Genomic DNA, 17,271 nt, shown 5'->3' with positions numbered 1-17,271 from the left:
ACCTCTATTGCGTCAGACCTCTATTTTTGCGAGCAGGTTAAAGAGCTCGAGCTTTCCATTGATAGCTGTCTTCGAATGCCCTCTGTCGTTGAGTATCTTCGTAAGGCCTTTTATGTTCGCGTCTTTTAGTACGCCCCTGCACGCAACGCACTCCTCGCCGTATGTCGGGCATATGGCGCCGCATCCTGCCCTTGTAATCGAACCGAGGCAGAGTTCGTTATCTTCCACAAGACATGGGTTGGGCTTTACGCGGCATTCCGCGCAAACGGGCTTGTCCGGGAGCCTTGGGGCTACACCCGCAAGCAGCGCGAACACGGTTCTTACGAACTCGAATTTATCGATAGGGCAGCCGGGTATGTCGTAATCCACCTTCACCACATCTGAAACACGTTTTGTCTCGAAGGTGTCGGTGAACACATCGGTAGTCTTGTAAACTGTTTTTAGCCATTCTTCCTTTGGCTTTGGATTTTTAAGGCTGTTAACTCCGCCAAGGTGCGCGCACGCGCCGAGGCTTACAAGTATCTTTGCCTGCTTCCTTATGGCCTCGACCTCGGCGACCTCTTTTTCTCTCGTAATAGAGCCCTCGACGAACGCTATGGCATAGTCGTCGCTTATCTTGTTCATCGCTTCTCTGAAGTTAACAAGCTCTACAAGCCCGGCGATCGCAGGTATCTCGCGCTCGAGGTTAAGTATCTGGAGCTGGCAGCCCTCGCAGCTTGAGAAGCTAAACACTCCTATTTTCGGTCTCACGCTCATATGGCCTCGTCCAGTTTCTTCGCGTCGAGGTAGCTTATAACCGGCCCGTCCTGGCAAAGGTATATGCCGTTTATCTGGCAGTGCCCGCATTTGCCGAGACCGCAGCGCATTCTTCGTTCAAGCGACATGAGGATGTTGGATTCGAACACGCCCCTTGTCGTAAGCTCGTGAATAACGAACTTGAACATAACGGGCGCGCCCACTACCACGGCCATTGTCTTTACCGGGTCTATGGTGATGTATTTAAAGAGCGTTGTTATCACGCCTACGTGGCCGTGCCAGTTGCCTGTGGCAATGTCGACGGTCGAATGGAGCTCTATGCCGTGCGAGGCCCAGTCGCCGAACCTTTCATTATAAAGGAGTAGATCAGGCCGCTTTGCTCCGGCAAGAAGGATGACGCGGCCAAAGCGGTCTCTTTCTCTTGTGATGGTCTCTATAAGAGAGCGAAGCGGCGCAAGCCCGAGCCCTCCGGCAGCGATTAAAACGTCCTTATTATAGAGCGCGTCCATGGAGAAACCGTTCCCAAACGGCCCCCTGATGCCGATTCTCGCGCCTTCCTTCATCGCGTGTATGGCGTTTGTGAGGTTGCCAGCGGCCCTTATACAGAGGTCGAATGTGTCTTTATCAAGAGGGGAGGAGGATATGGAGATAGGGGCCTCGCCAAGGCCGTATATCGAGTACATGACGAATTGCCCGGGCTTGTGGCCAAGGGTTTTGCCGCCGTCAAGGCGGATGGTGAAGACCTTTTCGGTTTCCGTTGCCGTGACGATCTTCTCAACCGTTGCCGGCATGGGGTAGCGTTTTATGTCAGCGCTCTTGCACATCACTCTTCTCCGTTCATGACGCGCGTGAATATGTCTTTTATGCTTATCTTTGCGATGCAGTGCGTTATGCACCTGCCGCAGCCCACACAGCCGGACCTTCCAAGGCGCTTTTTAAGGTAGACCTCTTTCTTGAATACGCGATGCCTAAGACGCGACGCCGCGGTGTTTCTAAAGTTCTCGCCGGAAGCTACCTTGCAAAACCCCGAGAGCTGGCACGAGTCCCACTTGCGTATACGTTCGCCCTTCATGGTGGTTACGTCCACTGTGTCCGCGACGTCGAAGCAGTAGCACGTTGGGCAGACGATGTTGCAGGCGCCGCAGGATACGCATTTGTCGCCTTCGGTGTTCCATATGGTGGAAGCTGACCGCGCCTTGAGTTCGTGCGAGAGTACGGCCACGTCCTTTGGAAGCACGCGCTTGAATTTTTTGTCCTTGGCCTCTTTTGCCTCGACGAGTGAGAGCTTATCGGAGTGCGAGGCCCGCTCGAAGGAGCCGGAGTTTTTTAAGGCCGTAAGCCCGGCCTCCGACCCGGCCCTGGCAAAGAATTTCGCGCCCCGAAGCTCTGTTATCATTATATCGAACCCGGCATCTATCTTGTGACAGCCCTTGTCAAAGCAGAGGCAGTTCTCCGTGCATGGCGTTTTGCAGTCATAGCCGATAATGATCGCGGCCTTTCTTCTTGCCAGATAGTTTGCGTCTGCAGGTTCTTTGGATAGCACTTCGTCCATTACTGCTATGGCGTGTATGTCGCATGGGTGGACAAAGAGCAGGGCGCGCCTCGGGGCATCGACGATTGGCGAGGCGTTTGTAATGTCGTTTAGGTCGAAGCTTAAGAGGCGTTCGTTGTCAGGGTAGATAAAACGCACCGGAGGTAAAAGCGTTGACGGATAATCGCGGACAACCTCTGATGCGTCATCGATTATCTCGAAGACGAACCTGCCGCGTTTTTTTACCGGCGCTACTACCTCGTGGTCTTTCATCAGGAACTCTGTAAAGGCCCTCAGGCCTTCGGCAGTGGAGCTAAATTCCATGAAAGCTCTCCCCCTCGCTGGTATGGAAAGTTCTGCTGAGATTTATATGATATCAGAAGTTTCGGGTTTTAACAAGGGTATCGAAAGGCAAAACTTTCTCCATAAAAAATCCACATTGCCTCCATTACAGCTGCAAGGGCGTTTTGTACGATATGGGTAATGTTAAGCTGAGGCTGAATGCGGGAATATCTAAAGTGTTGTTAAAGGATGTGCCAGGGAGGCTGATATGACGCGGACAATGGTGCTTGGCATGAGGCCGGGTTTTATTGTCGCGGCGGTTGTGGTATCGTTATGCGCGGTTGTTTTTCGCGGATATATCAGGGAAGGGGCGGCCTTGGCCGTGCATACTTATATGGGGAAAAAAACAGTCGAGGACAGGCTTATAGAGTATGGAGACGGCGCGAGGGCGCGTCTTGCTCCTGACGTTGCCGCGGCAGGGGTTGAGTATCCGCCAAAGGCGGTTACGCTTATTGCCATAAAGGATAAGAAGGTAATGGAGCTTTGGGCAGCAGATAAGAGCGGTGCGTACAGGTTCGTAAGAGCATACACGGTGCTCGCGGCAAGCGGCAGGCTCGGGCCAAAGCTTATGGAAGGGGACTCGCAGGTGCCCGAAGGGTTTTATGATGTAACCTTACTTAATGCCAACAGCCTTTTTCATCTGTCTCTTCGTCTGAATTATCCAAATGATTTCGATAAAGAGATGGGTGTTCTCGATAAGCGCGAGAACCTCGGAACCGACGTGATGATACACGGAGGAGCCGCTTCCATCGGGTGTCTTGCGATGGGTGATGAGGTTGCGGAAGAGCTCTTTACGCTTGCGGCCGATATTGGCATGGCGAACGTAAAGGTAATCATAAGTCCTGTGGATTTTCGCGTGACGGATGTATCAGGAGACGTTATGAAGGAGCTTCCTTCGTGGAGCGCAAAACTGTATGGGAATATAAGGGCTTCGATGAAGGGTTTTAAGAGGGCATAGCTTTTTCACAACTCTTTTGGTGCTGTTGCCGCCCCCCGGGATTTCGGCTATAATCGGTATGCGGTATAGGCAGGCGATAAAACGTCCGGCAACTCTTAATGGGAAAGGATTAGCAGATGAGGGCCGTATATTTCGAAAAATTCGGCGGCATAGATAATCTAAGGTTTTCGGCAGATGTCGAGAAGCCTGTTCCAGGCGATGACGAGGTGCTCGTGCGCGTCAGGGCAACCTCGCTAAACCACGGCGATCTGCATCTTTTGAAAGGTGAGTCGCTTATTCTTCGCATTATGGCAAGAAGCATGTTTCGCTCGAATGTAAAAATCCTCGGTCTCGATGCAGCAGGAACAATCGAGGCGGTCGGCAGAAATGTGAAATCATTTAAGGCAGGCGATAATGTTTTCGGCGATGTCGGCGATGCCAGGCTCGGTGGACTTGGCGAGTACGTGGCTGCAAACGAGAGGGTTTTTGCATTAAAGCCCGAGTATATGCCCTTTACCGACGCAGGCGCGTTGCCGGTAGCAGCCCTTACCGCACTTCAGGGCCTTAGAGACAAGGGCGGCATAAAAAATGGGCACAAGGTGCTCGTAAACGGAGCATCCGGCAATGTCGGTCACATGGCCGTGCAGCTGGCAAAGCATTTTGGCGCCGAGGTTACTGCCACGTGCAGCGCTTCCAAGGCCGAGTTCGTCAAATCCCTTGGCGCAGACCGTGTAATAGATTATAAAACCGAGGACGTGACAAAGTCATCGCTCAAGTTCGATATTATATTGGATTTGGCTTTATCCGGTTTTTTTGCGAGGTATAAGGCGGTGCTCGGTGAAAAAGGCGTATACGTTCTTGTCGGGAGCGTATGTGTCAGTAATACTTTTATCTCCGCTCCTTTAATGTTTTTGATGTCGAGAAAAGGCGGCCAAAAGTTTGAGTTTTTTATTTCCAAGGGGTCGAGAGATGACCTTGGGTGCGTCTCCGGCTTTTATAAGGACGGGATACTTAAGCCGCATATTGACAAAATCTATAAAATCGAGGATGCCATCGAGGCCTTCCGGTATTTTGATGAAGGCAGGGCCAGAGGCAAGGTCGTAATAACCGTTGATTGAGCTTTTCTGGCGGCCTCTTAATTTATGCCGCTGCTTTTTGTCATGCTGCCTTCTGTGTCTATTATTATCGCCTCTATGCCCGGAAGCTTTTCTACGAGAGCCATTCCTTCCTTAGCTCCCATGACGAATACTGCCGTTGCGAGCGCGTCCGTTGTCATGGTGTCAGGGCCGATTATTGTAACGCTCCTTGCCCCTCTTGCCGGGTACCCTGTCTTTGGTGACATTATATGATGGTAAAGGACGTTGTCCTTTATAAAATACCTCTCGTAGTCGCCTGATGTGGATATGGAAATGTTTTCCAGAGGAAGAGAGAGAAGAAGCTTTGTCTTATCCCTCGGGTGTTTTACGGCGATGCGCCATTTTTCGCTGCCTTCTTTTCCCTGTACGCGCATGTCGCCGCCGGCTGTGATGAGAGCGTTATTCATGCCGAGCTTTTTTAGCTCCATCATGGCCATGTCCACTGCGTAGCCTTTTGCAATCGCGCCAAGCCCTATTGCCATGCCTTTTTTCTTTAGAAATACGGTCATGTTCTTTTCGTCTATTATTATGTTCTTGTAGTTGACGAGCGGCAGACGTTTTTCGATTCCTTTTTTATCAGGCACTTTCTCGCTTCCAGGAGTAAAGTTCCAGAGCCCGCGCATCGCTGCCCATGAGACGTCGAAGGCGCCGCCGGTTATTTTCGAGACTTCGATGGAGGCCCGTATCACCGTGAACAGTTCCGGCGGCGTCCTTACCGGCTGTATCCCGGCGTTCCTGTTTATCTCTGATATTGCAGAGCCTTCCTTCCATTCGCTCATCATGTCCTCTATGCGCTGGAATTCCTTTAGAACTGCATCGAAGCCGTTTAGTGCGGCAGCCTCTTCGGCAGCAGTGGATGAGTATATCTTGACCTTCAACTCCGTGCCCATGACCGTAAAGCCGCGCTCAAGTGTCTTTGGCGCGTAGGGCGGGTTCTCGGATAGCGCTAAGGTTGGAATGGCGAATATGCAGGCCGAAATAAACAAGGCCGCCGTTATGACAAAGCGGCGGCCGGGTATTTTTGCTAAAAAGGGGAGCATGCGGCTACATCGTTGCCCTTATGCCGAGCATGAAGATGTTGGCGTCTATGACGGTGGTTTCCTGATACATTTCGTACTTTGCTTCTATGGCCAGTTTCTCGAAGAGACCTGGGAAAACCCCTGCCCCGAAGTCGTGCTTCCATTTGATGCCGTAGAGCTGGGTGCCGAAGTCAAGGTGCTGCGGCGAGGCAGAGAGGAATTCTTCTGTTCCGCTATATTGCCTGTCGTAGAACGAGGCCCTTGTCTGGTCGTAGACCCTGGCTGTGAGCGTAAGGATGTCTGAGTCTGTCACGTACTTGTCGAACTCCACCTCGAAGGTATAGGACTTTATGCCCCAGTCGTCGGTGTAGTAGCGTAGTTTTGGTTTTACTGCCGATCTGTCGAGAAGGCCGTAGAGCCCTTCTGCAATATAATAGTTAAAGCCCATTAAGTAGGCGTGCCTTGTCTTCGTATCGGGCAGCTTTTCGGGCACGCAGGTTGGGGATACCGCAATGCATGTCGACGGGGCTACACTTCCAAGGGGCACAAGCCTTATGCCCTCGCTCATCTGCCCGGAGGATGCGCTTCTCGAATATCCGATTTGCCCGACCAGCACGGGCGTAAATACCTGCGTAAGGCCGATAAAATAGTTGTTGGTTGTCCTATCCTCGGTCTTTAAAAGATACTGGCCAGATACCTTGTCCATGTTCCTCGAGTAACCGAGGCTTATGGTGGTGTTCTTGCCAAAGAGGTCTTTCTTAAGCGAAAGGGTTGGCGTGTCCGAGGCGTAGTCTTTTTCCCTGCTGTAGTCGTAGTAGAACTCGAAGCCGAAGAGCCCGGGAAACTCGTGCCTTACCCCTGCCATGAGCTCGTTTCTTGTATCAGAGGGCGAGCTCGGAGCGCTCGATGCGGTAGATGCCCCGGACTGCGCGTCAGCGTCCAAGAAGCTCGGGTTGATTGAGTCTATGGTGTATTTAAAGTACGCAGATGTTTCGAGCGAGATGTCTTTATTGAGCGCGAACACTCCGGTGACGACAGTGATATCGTTATTAAAGGCATGGACATAGGCCTGTGTTGATATATAGTCCTCGGCCTTTGCGCTGTGTGCGCTTAGCGCGAGGAAGGCAGTTGAGAGCACGATGGCTTTAAACAGGGCTCGTAGATTCATTTCAGTTGCAGCCGCACCCTCCGCCGCTTACGCCGAATCCTCCGGCGCTTCCTTCTCTTGTGCCGAGGAAGTGGTCTCTTACGGCTTTTTCTTCTTTGTTATAGTCGAACTGCATGATGGGGTCCGCGAGGCGTTCTTTTTCCCACGGTTTTACCGAGGCGCATCCGGCTGCGGTTGCGGCAACTGCAAAGAGCGCAAGTATAAAGAAGATTTTTTTCATGTGTTATTGTTCCTTTAGAAGGGCATCGACCTCGGTCTTCCATTTTCCGGGGTCGCCCGGCTGGTATCCGAAGTGCGCGTGGCGAAGGATTCCCTTTTTGTCGATTATATAGGACGTCGGCATTGCCATGGCATTGTACTTGGAAACGGCCTCGGAGGCAGCGTCGTGGAGCACGATGAAGTTAGGAGCGGGCGAGGGTATCTTCTTTAGAAAGTCCTCGGCATGGGATTTTTTCTTGTCAACGCTTACCGCAAGCACGACGAACTTCGAGCCCTGGAGCTCTTCGGCGAACTTATTTATGTTCGGGAGTTCCTCTTTGCACGGCGCGCACCAGCTTGCCCAGAAGTCGAGGAAAACAACCGACCCCTTATAAGATGCCAGGCTGACGGGCTTTCCCGCCATGTCGTTTAAAGTGAAGTTCGGGGCTTCCGTTCCTATGATGCCTGCGAAGGCGGTTGTTACGAGAGAGATGCTTACAAGTATTGCCAGAAAGGTTTTCTTTATCATGCGAGAGCTTCTTTCTTGTCAAGGATTATCCGCGGTTACGGATATATGATACAGGAAAAAATCTTCTTTTTCAAAGTCTTTTTGCGAAGGCAGGTTGTTATCAATAAAAAAGCCCCCGCAGGCATTACCTGCGGGGGCTTACGTAGAGCGGACTGTTATATCTTTACTACGTTTGTTGCCTTCGGGCCTTTTGGGCCTGCGACCACTTCGAAGCTTACTGCCTGGCCTTCTGCCAGGGACTTGAAGCCCTCTGTGGCGATGTCCGAGTAGTGAACGAATACGTCGGTGCCGTCGGCCTTGCTGATAAAGCCGAAGCCCTTGGCGTCGTTAAACCACTTTACTGTTCCTTTTTCCATCGCGTGATACCTCCTTCTTCATGTATTTTGAAGTCGGAGGCTGCATGTCATAAATAAAAGCCGCAGAGATGAAGTCCTTGCGGCGTAAGCCAACAACTACTCCGATACTTCTAATTCATTAGCTTAACACGGGCATTTATTTGAGTCAAGTGTTTTTTTGCGTTTTTGGGAAATTTATTTTACCGATAGTTAAGAGAGCTTTTTGTCCTGTTTTGCCGTAAAAATATTTGTGATTATTCGCGGATAAGCAGGCTGCTGACGGATGCGATACAAAATTAAGCGGCCAAGATTCGCATTGACAATGGCAGGGCAGTAGCAGTACTATGACGTCTAAATAGGAACGCGCTGAAATATAGCTTTGCAAGAACGTCATATCGAATGTCCGTATAGAGTTTTTTCTTTTTTCGAGAACATCTTAATCCAATAAAATAGCCAGGGGGAGATATATGAAAAGTTTTAGTGGGGTTTTTACGGGGGCGCTGCTTCTCCTTCTTGTGTTGCTGTCATCTCTTTCGGAAGCGGCTGTTCCCGGCACGCTGACATATCAGGGCAGGCTCACTAATTCTTCGGGCCTTGCGATTACGGGGCAGGTCGATATCACCTTCAACATATATAGTGTGCCGACCGGAGGCGCTCCGTTATGGACGCAGACCATTGCCGGCGTTACGGTCGTAAACGGCATTTTTACCGCAACTCTTGGAACCGTTGTAAATCCGATTAATTCTTCCGTTATAAGCGGCGCAGATGTTTATATTGGCGTTAAAGTCGGAACCGACGTCGAGATGATGCCGAGGCAGAAGTTTGCTGCTGTGCCTTATTCCGTAAAGGCGTCCGAGGCCGACACGGTCGTTGACGGCGCTATTACGGCTGCCAAGCTTGCCAACATATGCTCGACCGGCGAGGTGCTGGTAAAGTCAGGTTCTACTTGGACGTGCGCCATGCCCTCTGTGCTGGCAAGCTGTTATAACGGGGACTTTGTTTCATGCTACGGAGCGGATCCATCTACCATCGGTGTCGGCCCCTGCCGCTCGGGCATACGCACGTGTAACGGCAATTCCTTTAGCGCTGCGTGCTTAGGCGAAGTAACTCCTGTCACCGAAACATGCGACGGCACCGACGAAGACTGTAACGGCGTTGTCGACGACGCCCCCGGCGCTCCGACGTGGTACGGAGACGCGGATAACGACACCTTTGGAAATGCGGCAAAGCCGCTTGTAAAATGTACTCAGCCCGCAGGGTATGTTTCAAACAGCACGGATTGTGGCGACACAAACGAGTTCGTAAATCCTGTCAGGCCCGAGATATGCGACGGCCTTGATAACGATTGTAACAGCCAGATAGACGATTCCTGCGTTACGGCGGCCTGCACGGGCGATGAGCAGAGTCAGGTTTTTGAGTGCGGGGCAATGTGCGGCGGCAGCGATATGATGTGTATTGCTGATTGTCTAAACAGCATGGGCCTGACGGCAGAGTGTCATGGCTCTGTGACAACACTTGGCATGTGTGTCTTTAATGTTGGCGACCCTGCCTGTTTAACGAATATGACTTGCTGGAGGCAAACCTGCTCGGCGGAGTACGGAGCGGCCTTTGGCCCGGAATGTAAGAGCGGGGTTACGCGCTCTTGCGGTCCTGGCACGGAAGTGGGCGCATGCCAGAGCGGCACTGAGACCTGTGTCAGCGGATTCTGGAGCGGCGTGTGCGCAGGAGCGGTGTATCAATCTGCCGATATGTGCGACGGCCTTGATAATAATTGTAACGGTATAACCGATGAAACCCCTGATACGATTTGCGGACTCGGCGGTTCGTGTGTATCGGGCGCGTGTCAGTGTTTCGGCGGGTTTACGGCATGTTCATCGCAGTGCGTAAATACGGACGACGATATGTTCAACTGCGGCGCCTGCGGTAACGATTGTCTTGCGGCAGTTCCCGACGGAGCCGATACTTTCTGCTCTTCGGGTACGTGCCAGTATATGTGCATGGGCGGCAGGGACGATTGTAACGGCACGATGGCCGACGGCTGCGAGACGGATCTGTGGTTCGATACTGCCAATTGCGGAGCTTGCGGCAACGACTGCGCTTCCCAGGTAGGGGCGAACGCGACCCCTGCTTGCGACGGCGCGATGTGCAGAGCGGTTTGTAATTCCGGTTTCGAGGATTGTAACGGAGACCCTGTAGACGGATGCGAGGCGGATCTGTTGAGCGATCCCAATAATTGCGGCTGGTGCAATAACACGGCCGATGACGGTGATATGTGCAACGGCGCGGAGACATGCGTTTCCGGCACGGTTTCGAGCGGAGCTCCTTTGAGCTGCGATGATGGCGTAAGTTGTACGGCGGATTTCTGCCAATCGTTTGTAGGATGCGAACATGTTACGCAGGACTTCATGTGCGATGACGGCAACGTTTGTACATCCGATTACTGCGACGTTTCCAACGGGTGCATGGGAGCCCCGTTTGACGCGCCCATAGGGGATGTTTGCTCCACCGGGTTGCCGGGGGTATGTGCAGACGGAGCCACGGCGTGTTCCGGCGGCGCCACTACTTGCGTGCAAAATAATTTGCCGTCGGCCGAGGTATGCGACGGGTCGGATAATGATTGTGACGGGCAAAGCGACGAAGGCGGTGTTTGCGCTGTCTGCGGCGACGGCATAGTATCTGTCTCCGAGCAGTGCGACGACGGAATACGATGTCGGGCGACGGATGCCAGAGTACTTGTTTGGCGGAACCCGGTTATCAGTGCTTAGGCTCTCCAAGCGTTTGTCAGACGCTATGCGGCGACGGCATATCGGCAGGCTCCGAGCAGTGCGATGACGGCAATATGGTCGATACCGACAGTTGCACCAATACGTGTATGTGGCCTGTTTGCCGCGACGGCATAGTGTCGCCATCCATTGGCGAGCAGTGCGACGACGGCAATATGGTTAATACGGATTTCTGCACCAATACGTGCACGCTGCCTGTTTGTGGTGATGGCATAGTTTCGCCATCCATTGGCGAGCAGTGCGACGACGGCAATATGGTCAATACGGATTTCTGCACCAATACGTGCACGCTGCCTGTTTGTGGTGATGGCATAGTTTCGCCATCCATTGGCGAGCAGTGCGACGACGGCAATGCTAGCAATGCCGATAGCTGCACCAATACGTGCACTACGCCGACATGCAGCGATGCCATGCAAAACGGCAGCGAAACCGGTGTGGATTGCGGCGGAGCTTGTCCGGTTTGTGCGGGTTCCTGCGTTGTAGCCGCAGATTGTCCGGGCAGTGATACGAGCTGTCAGGCAAGAACTTGTGTGGCAGGGGTATGTGGAGTAGAGTATGCTGCAGACGGCACATCTGTGGCTGTACAGACTGCAGGAAATTGTCAAATGACGGTCTGTGACGGTGCAGGTGGGACGAAAGACGTGGTAGACGATGCGGATGTGCCCACTTCCGCCAACCAGTGTGCGGATGGCGTGTGCACGGCCGGAGTACCAGGTATGCAGTTTAAGGCAGACGGCACGGCATGTGCAGACGGCGATGCGTGCACGCAGACCGATATGTGCCAGGGCGGCACGTGTACAGGGTATAATCCCGTTACCTGTGTGGTTCCGGATCAGTGCCATGACGCCGGAACGTGCAATCCGAGCACAGGCGTGTGTTCCTCCAGTCCGGCAAAGGCAGACGGCACGGCATGTACGGAAAACGGCGGTGTCGAGTGTATGACAGGTGTTTGCGTTCCGCCGGTGTGTTCGCCGACGTCCGTGGTTATCAGCCAGGTATACTTCGGAGGCCCTGTTGGACCTTATAATCAGGACTTCGTAGAGTTGCATAATAGAAGCACCAATACGGTAAATATTTCAGACTGGGGGCTGTATTATGGAGGTCCAACGGTTACCGGCAATGCATGGCAGCCGCTTCTTGGTTCTCCGCTCGTGGGTACGATTCCACCCGGAGGTTATCTGCTTATAAGAACCGGTTCTGTAGGCGGCGGATCCCCGGTCCCGGCAAACGTAACAGGAACCGCATTGGAGATGGATTATGGCGCACCCGGTAAGGTGGTGCTGATGAATGCTTGGGGCACCCCGAGCGGTACTGCGTGCCCGCCTGATACCGCGGCTACCGTCGATATTGTCGGTTGGGGAAATGGTTCGGCAGGTTGCCAGGAAGGTGCGCCGATATCTGCATATCCAATAGGCAATCCTGCGGTCTCCGTTGCCAGAGGTGGCGCAGGGTGTACGGATACGAATGTTAATGCGGCTGATTTTTCGGTTGTTGGCAGCATTATTCCGCGTAGTGCTTTGACCTCGCCGGTTAGCTGCGGTTGCAGATAGCTGTAAGAGCGTTTGAAAAACGATGCATGCCGGCATGAAATGTGGTACTATTATGCCGGGCCGCATCAGTAAAGCTGTTAATCACGGCCGCGGACATGACCATGTCCGCGGCTTAATAACGGAGGGAAGATGAAAAATATCGTCGTAGCAATGTTCGCCGTAGTATTCATGTCGGGCTCTGTAAGCGTATTTGCCGCAGATGCCGTGAAGGCGCCGGCCGTAAACAAGGCTCCTGCCAAGACTACTGCCAAGACACCTTCCAAGTCCATGACAGAGGAAACAGGGCAGGAGATATTAAAGGAGCTCAAGGCAATCAGGGAAGCACTCGAAAAACGCCCTGCAGCAGCTCCGCAGCAGGCAGCGCCGCAGCCTCAGCCGACGAGAGGCAAGGTGTCCATAAAGGGCTCGAACGTGCTTGGCAACAAGAAGGCGCCGATTACGCTTGTAGAGTTCACGGATTATCAGTGCCCGTTCTGTAAAAGGTTCTACGATACGACATTCGCGGACTTAAAAAAGAACTTCATAGACACCGGTAAGGTGAAGTTTGTCAGCCGTAACCTGCCGCTTTCCTTCCACAGTAACGCGAGAAAGGCAGCCGAGGCAGCTCTTTGCGCCGGAGAGCAGGATAAGTACTGGGAGATGAGGGAAAAGCTCTTTACAAACCAGGCCGCGCTCGAGGTCGATAAATTGAGGGTGTATGCAAAGGAGCTTTCTCTAAACGAGAAGAAATTCAACGCCTGCCTAGACGCCAACAAGGGCGAAAAGATAGACGCGGACACTAACGATGCCGGAACAATCGGCATACGCGGCACGCCAAGCTTCGTGCTCGCGCCAAGCAGTGGCGGCGACGATGTGGAGGGCGAGATAGTGGTAGGTGCGCAGCCCTACTCCGCCTTCGAGGCAAAGATAAACGAGCTTCTAAAGGCCGCGGACGCGAAGAAGTAATCCGTTTTTTACTGCGTAATAAAAATAGCCGGCGTTTTGCCAGGGATACGGCAGCACGCCGGCGCTTTGATTATGTATTCGCCTCCTGCCACGGGTTTTTTTCTTCACCTTCCTCTCTGTTTTATGTATAATGTCACGGAGTAACGGTATCCCATAAACCCATCCGGGAGGTCTGTGCCATGCTTAGCGAAAGCCAGAAGATGGCCGAAATCATAAACCTCGGCCTCGATATCTCGCAGTACAAGGATATGGACCTGATACTCGAGCGCATCCTTACGCTCGCAAGGCAGTTCGTCAATGCCGAGGCAGGCTCCATCTATATAAAAGAGGGCGAGAGGCTTAAGTTCAGCTACACCCAGAACGAGGTCTTTCAGGCAAAGCTCGAGCCCGGGAAAAAGCTCATCTACTCGACCTTCGAGATACCCATCAACAATAATTCCATAGCAGGCCACTCGGCAAGCGCCGACGAGATGCTAAACATCCCGGATGTCTACGAAATAGGCGACGACGTCACGTATTCCTTTAATAAGGAGTACGACAAGCTCACGAACTACAGGACAAAGTCGGTGCTCACGTTCCCGCTAAAGACCTCAAGGGGCGGCATCATCGGCGTTCTTCAGCTCATAAACGCTCGGGATAAGAGCGGCGCGGTGGCGGCCTTCCCAAAGGAGGATGAGCCCTTCATAAAGCACTTTGCCAATAACGCCGCAATCGCCATCGAAAGAGCGCAGATGACCAGGGCCATGATACTTCGCGTCAATAAGATGGCCGAACTCAGGGACCCCAAGGAAACAGGTGCGCACGTAAACAGGGTCGCGTCCTACGCGGCCGAGATATACGAGGTCTGGGCGGTAAAGCGCGGGCTCACGCACGACGAGATACAAAAGCACAGGGACGTTTTGAGGATGGGCGCGATGCTCCACGACGTCGGTAAAATCGCCATAGCGGACGCGATACTTAAAAAACCCGCGAAGCTCGACCCTGCCGAATACGCGGTAATGAAGACGCATACATACATGGGCGCAAGGCTCTTTACCGACAGGTACTCGGAGTTCGACGAGGCAGCAGCGGCAATCGCCCTCGACCACCATGAAAGATGGGACGGCAACGGGTATCCGGGGCATGTAGACGCGCTAACGGGAAAGGCGCTTCTTGGCTACGAGGACGGAAAGGGCGGGGCAAGGGGGAAAAAGGGCGAGGAGATACATCCCTTTGGCCGTGTTGTTGCCATAGCGGACGTTTACGACGCCTTAAGCTCCAAACGCGCGTATAAAGACCCGTGGGATGAGAACGAGGTTTTGGAAAATCTTCGAAGCGAGGCCGGTAAGCAGTTCGACCCGGACATGATAGAGGCCTTCTTCGCCTGCATAGACACCATAAAGAGCATCAGTAAGCGCTACAGCGAGATGTAGCGCGACGGCAAGGCAGATGGCTACGCACACACACTTAAACCCCTTTGGGCTTTTTCACGGCAAAGGGGTTTTGTTTTGACAGGCAAGCCGCCGATTTGGTTGGCAGGCGTGACGCCTGCACCCGAATGTAAAAGCGGTTATTGCGAGGAGGCCGTAGGCCGACGAAGCAATCTTATCCATGCTGTCATCCTGAACTTGATTCAGGATCCATATTATAAAAATCGAAATGCTGAACTAAAGTCAGCATGACAAAATTTCCGTCATTCCCGCGCAAGCGGGAATCCAGTGTCTTACCTTATTTCCTCCCCTTTGCAAGGGGAGGCGCGGAGGGGTAAGATTTGTCTGTCATCCCGAACTTGTTTCGGGATCTCGTTTTTATGGAAGCGAGATGCTGAACCAGGTTCAGCATGACCAAAATAGCCGTCCGTTTTATCCTTGCGTGGCTTCACGAACGAAGTAACATTGTAAAAACATTGATTACTCATTGTTAAACATGTAATATTCGGTAGTAGGGCATAGGGTGGGCACGGCCCTCTACTTGTATACGGAGAAGCAGATTGGTATTATGATAGGGATGCTAAAAAAGGCTGGTAAAACATTTTCGTCAGCGAAAGCTGAGGCAATTATAGCAAAAAAGACAAGTTGTACCATAAATTAAAACGATAAAAATAAAGAGGCACTGATGAAGAGACGGATTCTTGTATTTTTGTTTTGTTTGTTGCTCCCGGCGGCTGCGTGGGGCGATGATTTCGATTTTTTACAAGACGGGATTTCCAGGCCGTATACGTGTCTTGTGAGATCGGGAATGGCAGTGATTAAAAAGAATAGTAATTACTTTGGGAAGCATTCGTCCAAGGCTATCGAGTGCTATACTTTGCTTGGCCCTGAGGATTTATATTTTCTCGGTCTGGAACGGTCGCCGTATGAAGCGCTATCACTCGTTGGCACCATGCCACTCGACAATAAGGGAATACCGAGGTTCTCCGCTATATTGGACAAGGACTATCATGTGGAGACCATGCATTCACAATTGTTAATATACAGGCCCCAAAAACAAGAGCAACCGTTGATTGTTGTGCTGGCAGTATATGATTTTCGTTTTCATGCCTACCATGCAGGCAGATATGCTTTGGATGTTATTAGGGCCGAGCCGGATGGCTCGATGCCTATTACTCTTCATATGGATTTAGGAGAATGGGGGGATGCGGCGGCGGATAGCGGAGAATATAAATATTCGCATCCTAGTATCGCAGAGCCTGCGAAAGTTTTTATAATCATGGGCTTTGCAGTTGACTTCGAGCCAAAGGATGGGTATGGGGATATTCTGCTTTGGAAGAATAATTATATCTCTGCAAAGGTCGGGGATGAAAAATTTAATTTTATAAAGGAAGGGGAAGAGTTTCTTGTCATGTACTATGATAAGGATTCGAAAACACTCAAAGAGCCCAAGAAGGTTAAAATCGATAACAGCAAAGAGCTGAAGAGGAAACTCCTTTGGAGCAAGTTTGCGGAGTTTAGTCATAATCACGGATTTACGTTGGGCGAATAATGGGGAGCGTGCGTTAAAATGCGTTTTAATATGGAGGCAAAGTGCTTAAGGACGCAATAAAAATAGTGGTAATAATGGTTGTGTTAGCCATGCCGTCTTTTGCACAGGCGGACATAGAGGTTAGCTATGATATAGACGCTACTTACGAAGGAATTCCTGTCGACGACACAGGCAAAGTCGTTACTGTTGTTGCCGGGCTGGATGTCGCCAAATCAGGGTATACGAAGGTATTACGGTATGCGCTTACAGAAGGCAGGTACCTTTACTTTGTAGCCACGAAAAAGGCAGGTAAGGGCGAGGAGCTTGCGTTTGTTGAGCATGACTTCGAGACCGGAGAGCAGATTGTGATATGGACGTCGCCGCGCGCCGAGGGGCCGGGAAAGTCTGGCATTTATTCGCCGAATTTTATGATTAACAACGAATCTCACATTTATGCTTTGTTGATGTATGCCGATGAAGTTTTTACGGATAAATACTATACGGCAACAACGCATGTAAAGGTTTTTAAGAAAGACAGGAATGCCGGCGTGTATAATCCTTTTGGCGCGCGTGTTGTGGGCGAATCGAGCGTGTTGCTTGAAAAAAAGAAAGATATGAAGTACCGTTATCTTGCGGTTAGCGGAGATATAAATACTCCTGCAATAATAGTGGAGCCGAAGATTGTTGTTTTATATTTTCAGTCTTCCAGCAAGTTATTTCTAGGTAGTAGCCTCGATATTGTAATCTGGCAAAAAGTATATACGTCAAGGCGTGCAAATGAGAAAGGAAGCGATTTTGTATTGAGCGAGGAAAAATTTTCATCCATGTATAAGCCGCATTCTGAGAGGGGATTTACCGAATATAGGGATATAGAGGTAGACGATACTTTCAAGGAAGACCTTTTGATGGAGATAGACAGGTCAATGAGGCCTAAGGATGTTGATATATACCTCTGGTAGTTTTTGAAGCGTTAGATGCTTTTGATGGGTGATAGATAGTAAAACGTGAAGTAAACCGACACAATGTATATGACGAATGCGGAAAAAGAGGTTTACGAATTATTTGCTTGTTACGGCATTATTCCTGCTTCCGGCAGTTGCCG

Annotated in this window: 16 protein-coding genes; 8 read left to right on the top strand and 8 right to left on the bottom strand. The window is 51.5% G+C overall.

Annotated features, from left to right (window positions below):
• Positions 1–12: 12 nt before the first annotated feature.
• From OEV59_09180 to OEV59_09170, 3 genes are read right to left on the bottom strand one after another with little or no spacing between them, the layout of a single operon-like run.
• Positions 13–750, bottom strand: a complete 738-nt coding sequence (locus tag OEV59_09180; protein ID MDH4227900.1) for an NADH:ubiquinone oxidoreductase — start codon at positions 748–750, stop codon at positions 13–15.
• Between the two features lie 2 nt (positions 751–752).
• Positions 753–1,580, bottom strand: coding sequence for an FAD/NAD(P)-binding protein (locus OEV59_09175; GenBank protein ID MDH4227899.1), 828 nt, complete (start codon positions 1,578–1,580; stop codon positions 753–755).
• Complete coding sequence (locus tag OEV59_09170; protein ID MDH4227898.1) at positions 1,580–2,611, bottom strand: 4Fe-4S dicluster domain-containing protein; 1,032 nt, start codon at positions 2,609–2,611, stop codon at positions 1,580–1,582. The genes OEV59_09175 and OEV59_09170 overlap by 1 nt, the downstream gene beginning before the upstream one ends.
• Positions 2,612–2,837: 226 nt before the next feature.
• On the opposite strand from OEV59_09170, the gene OEV59_09165 reads away from it, so the two are divergent.
• Both OEV59_09165 and OEV59_09160 read left to right on the top strand, forming a co-directional pair.
• The gene (locus OEV59_09165; protein ID MDH4227897.1) at positions 2,838–3,587 is read left to right on the top strand and encodes a hypothetical protein; all 750 of its coding nucleotides are present in this window, start codon (positions 2,838–2,840) and stop codon (positions 3,585–3,587) included.
• A 116-nt stretch (positions 3,588–3,703) separates the two neighbouring features.
• Entirely contained in the window at positions 3,704–4,684 is a 981-nt protein-coding gene (locus OEV59_09160) for an NAD(P)-dependent alcohol dehydrogenase (GenBank protein ID MDH4227896.1), read from the top strand.
• Positions 4,685–4,701: 17 nt separating this feature from the next.
• On the opposite strand, the gene OEV59_09155 is transcribed toward OEV59_09160, so the two are convergent.
• The 5 genes from OEV59_09155 to OEV59_09135 all read right to left on the bottom strand — a co-directional run bounded on the left by OEV59_09155 (position 4,702) and on the right by OEV59_09135 (position 7,972).
• A complete protein-coding gene (locus OEV59_09155; GenBank protein MDH4227895.1) occupies positions 4,702–5,688 on the bottom strand; it encodes an FAD:protein FMN transferase in 987 nt (328 codons plus the stop codon).
• Between the two features lie 58 nt (positions 5,689–5,746).
• On the bottom strand, positions 5,747–6,889 hold the full coding sequence (locus OEV59_09150; protein MDH4227894.1) for a DUF3570 domain-containing protein: 1,143 nt from the start codon (positions 6,887–6,889) through the stop codon (positions 5,747–5,749).
• Position 6,890: 1 nt separating this feature from the next.
• Positions 6,891–7,109, bottom strand: coding sequence for a DUF4266 domain-containing protein (locus tag OEV59_09145; protein ID MDH4227893.1), 219 nt, complete (start codon positions 7,107–7,109; stop codon positions 6,891–6,893).
• 3 nt (positions 7,110–7,112) lie between these two features.
• The gene (locus tag OEV59_09140) at positions 7,113–7,616 is read right to left on the bottom strand and encodes a TlpA family protein disulfide reductase (GenBank protein MDH4227892.1); all 504 of its coding nucleotides are present in this window, start codon (positions 7,614–7,616) and stop codon (positions 7,113–7,115) included.
• Between the two features lie 155 nt (positions 7,617–7,771).
• Positions 7,772–7,972: a cold-shock protein gene (locus OEV59_09135; GenBank protein MDH4227891.1), complete on the bottom strand. Its 201-nt coding sequence runs from the start codon at positions 7,970–7,972 to the stop codon at positions 7,772–7,774.
• A 446-nt stretch (positions 7,973–8,418) separates the two neighbouring features.
• Here OEV59_09135 and OEV59_09130 point away from each other — a divergent pair, with 446 nt between their 5' ends.
• The 6 genes from OEV59_09130 (at position 8,419) to OEV59_09105 (ending at position 17,128) form a co-directional block, all read left to right on the top strand.
• Positions 8,419–10,716, top strand: a complete 2,298-nt coding sequence (locus tag OEV59_09130; GenBank protein ID MDH4227890.1) for a MopE-related protein — start codon at positions 8,419–8,421, stop codon at positions 10,714–10,716.
• Entirely contained in the window at positions 10,689–12,284 is a 1,596-nt protein-coding gene (locus OEV59_09125) for a DUF4215 domain-containing protein (GenBank protein MDH4227889.1), read from the top strand. The genes OEV59_09130 and OEV59_09125 overlap by 28 nt, the downstream gene beginning before the upstream one ends.
• Positions 12,285–12,413: 129 nt before the next feature.
• A complete protein-coding gene (locus OEV59_09120) occupies positions 12,414–13,229 on the top strand; it encodes a DsbA family protein (GenBank protein MDH4227888.1) in 816 nt (271 codons plus the stop codon).
• A 179-nt stretch (positions 13,230–13,408) separates the two neighbouring features.
• Positions 13,409–14,641, top strand: a complete 1,233-nt coding sequence (locus OEV59_09115; GenBank protein ID MDH4227887.1) for an HD domain-containing protein — start codon at positions 13,409–13,411, stop codon at positions 14,639–14,641.
• A 682-nt stretch (positions 14,642–15,323) separates the two neighbouring features.
• Positions 15,324–16,190 (top strand): hypothetical protein, encoded by an 867-nt coding sequence (locus tag OEV59_09110; protein MDH4227886.1) that lies wholly within the window; start codon positions 15,324–15,326, stop codon positions 16,188–16,190.
• A 41-nt stretch (positions 16,191–16,231) separates the two neighbouring features.
• A complete protein-coding gene (locus OEV59_09105; GenBank protein MDH4227885.1) occupies positions 16,232–17,128 on the top strand; it encodes a hypothetical protein in 897 nt (298 codons plus the stop codon).
• The last annotated feature ends 143 nt before the right edge of the window (positions 17,129–17,271 follow it).

The organism is Deltaproteobacteria bacterium, from assembly GCA_029858205.1.
In the GTDB taxonomy this organism is placed as follows: domain Bacteria; phylum Desulfobacterota; class GWC2-55-46; order GWC2-55-46; family DRQE01; genus JAOUFM01.
Note: the sequence above shows the minus strand (reverse complement) of the source record. Positions and strands in the feature narration are given on the sequence as shown.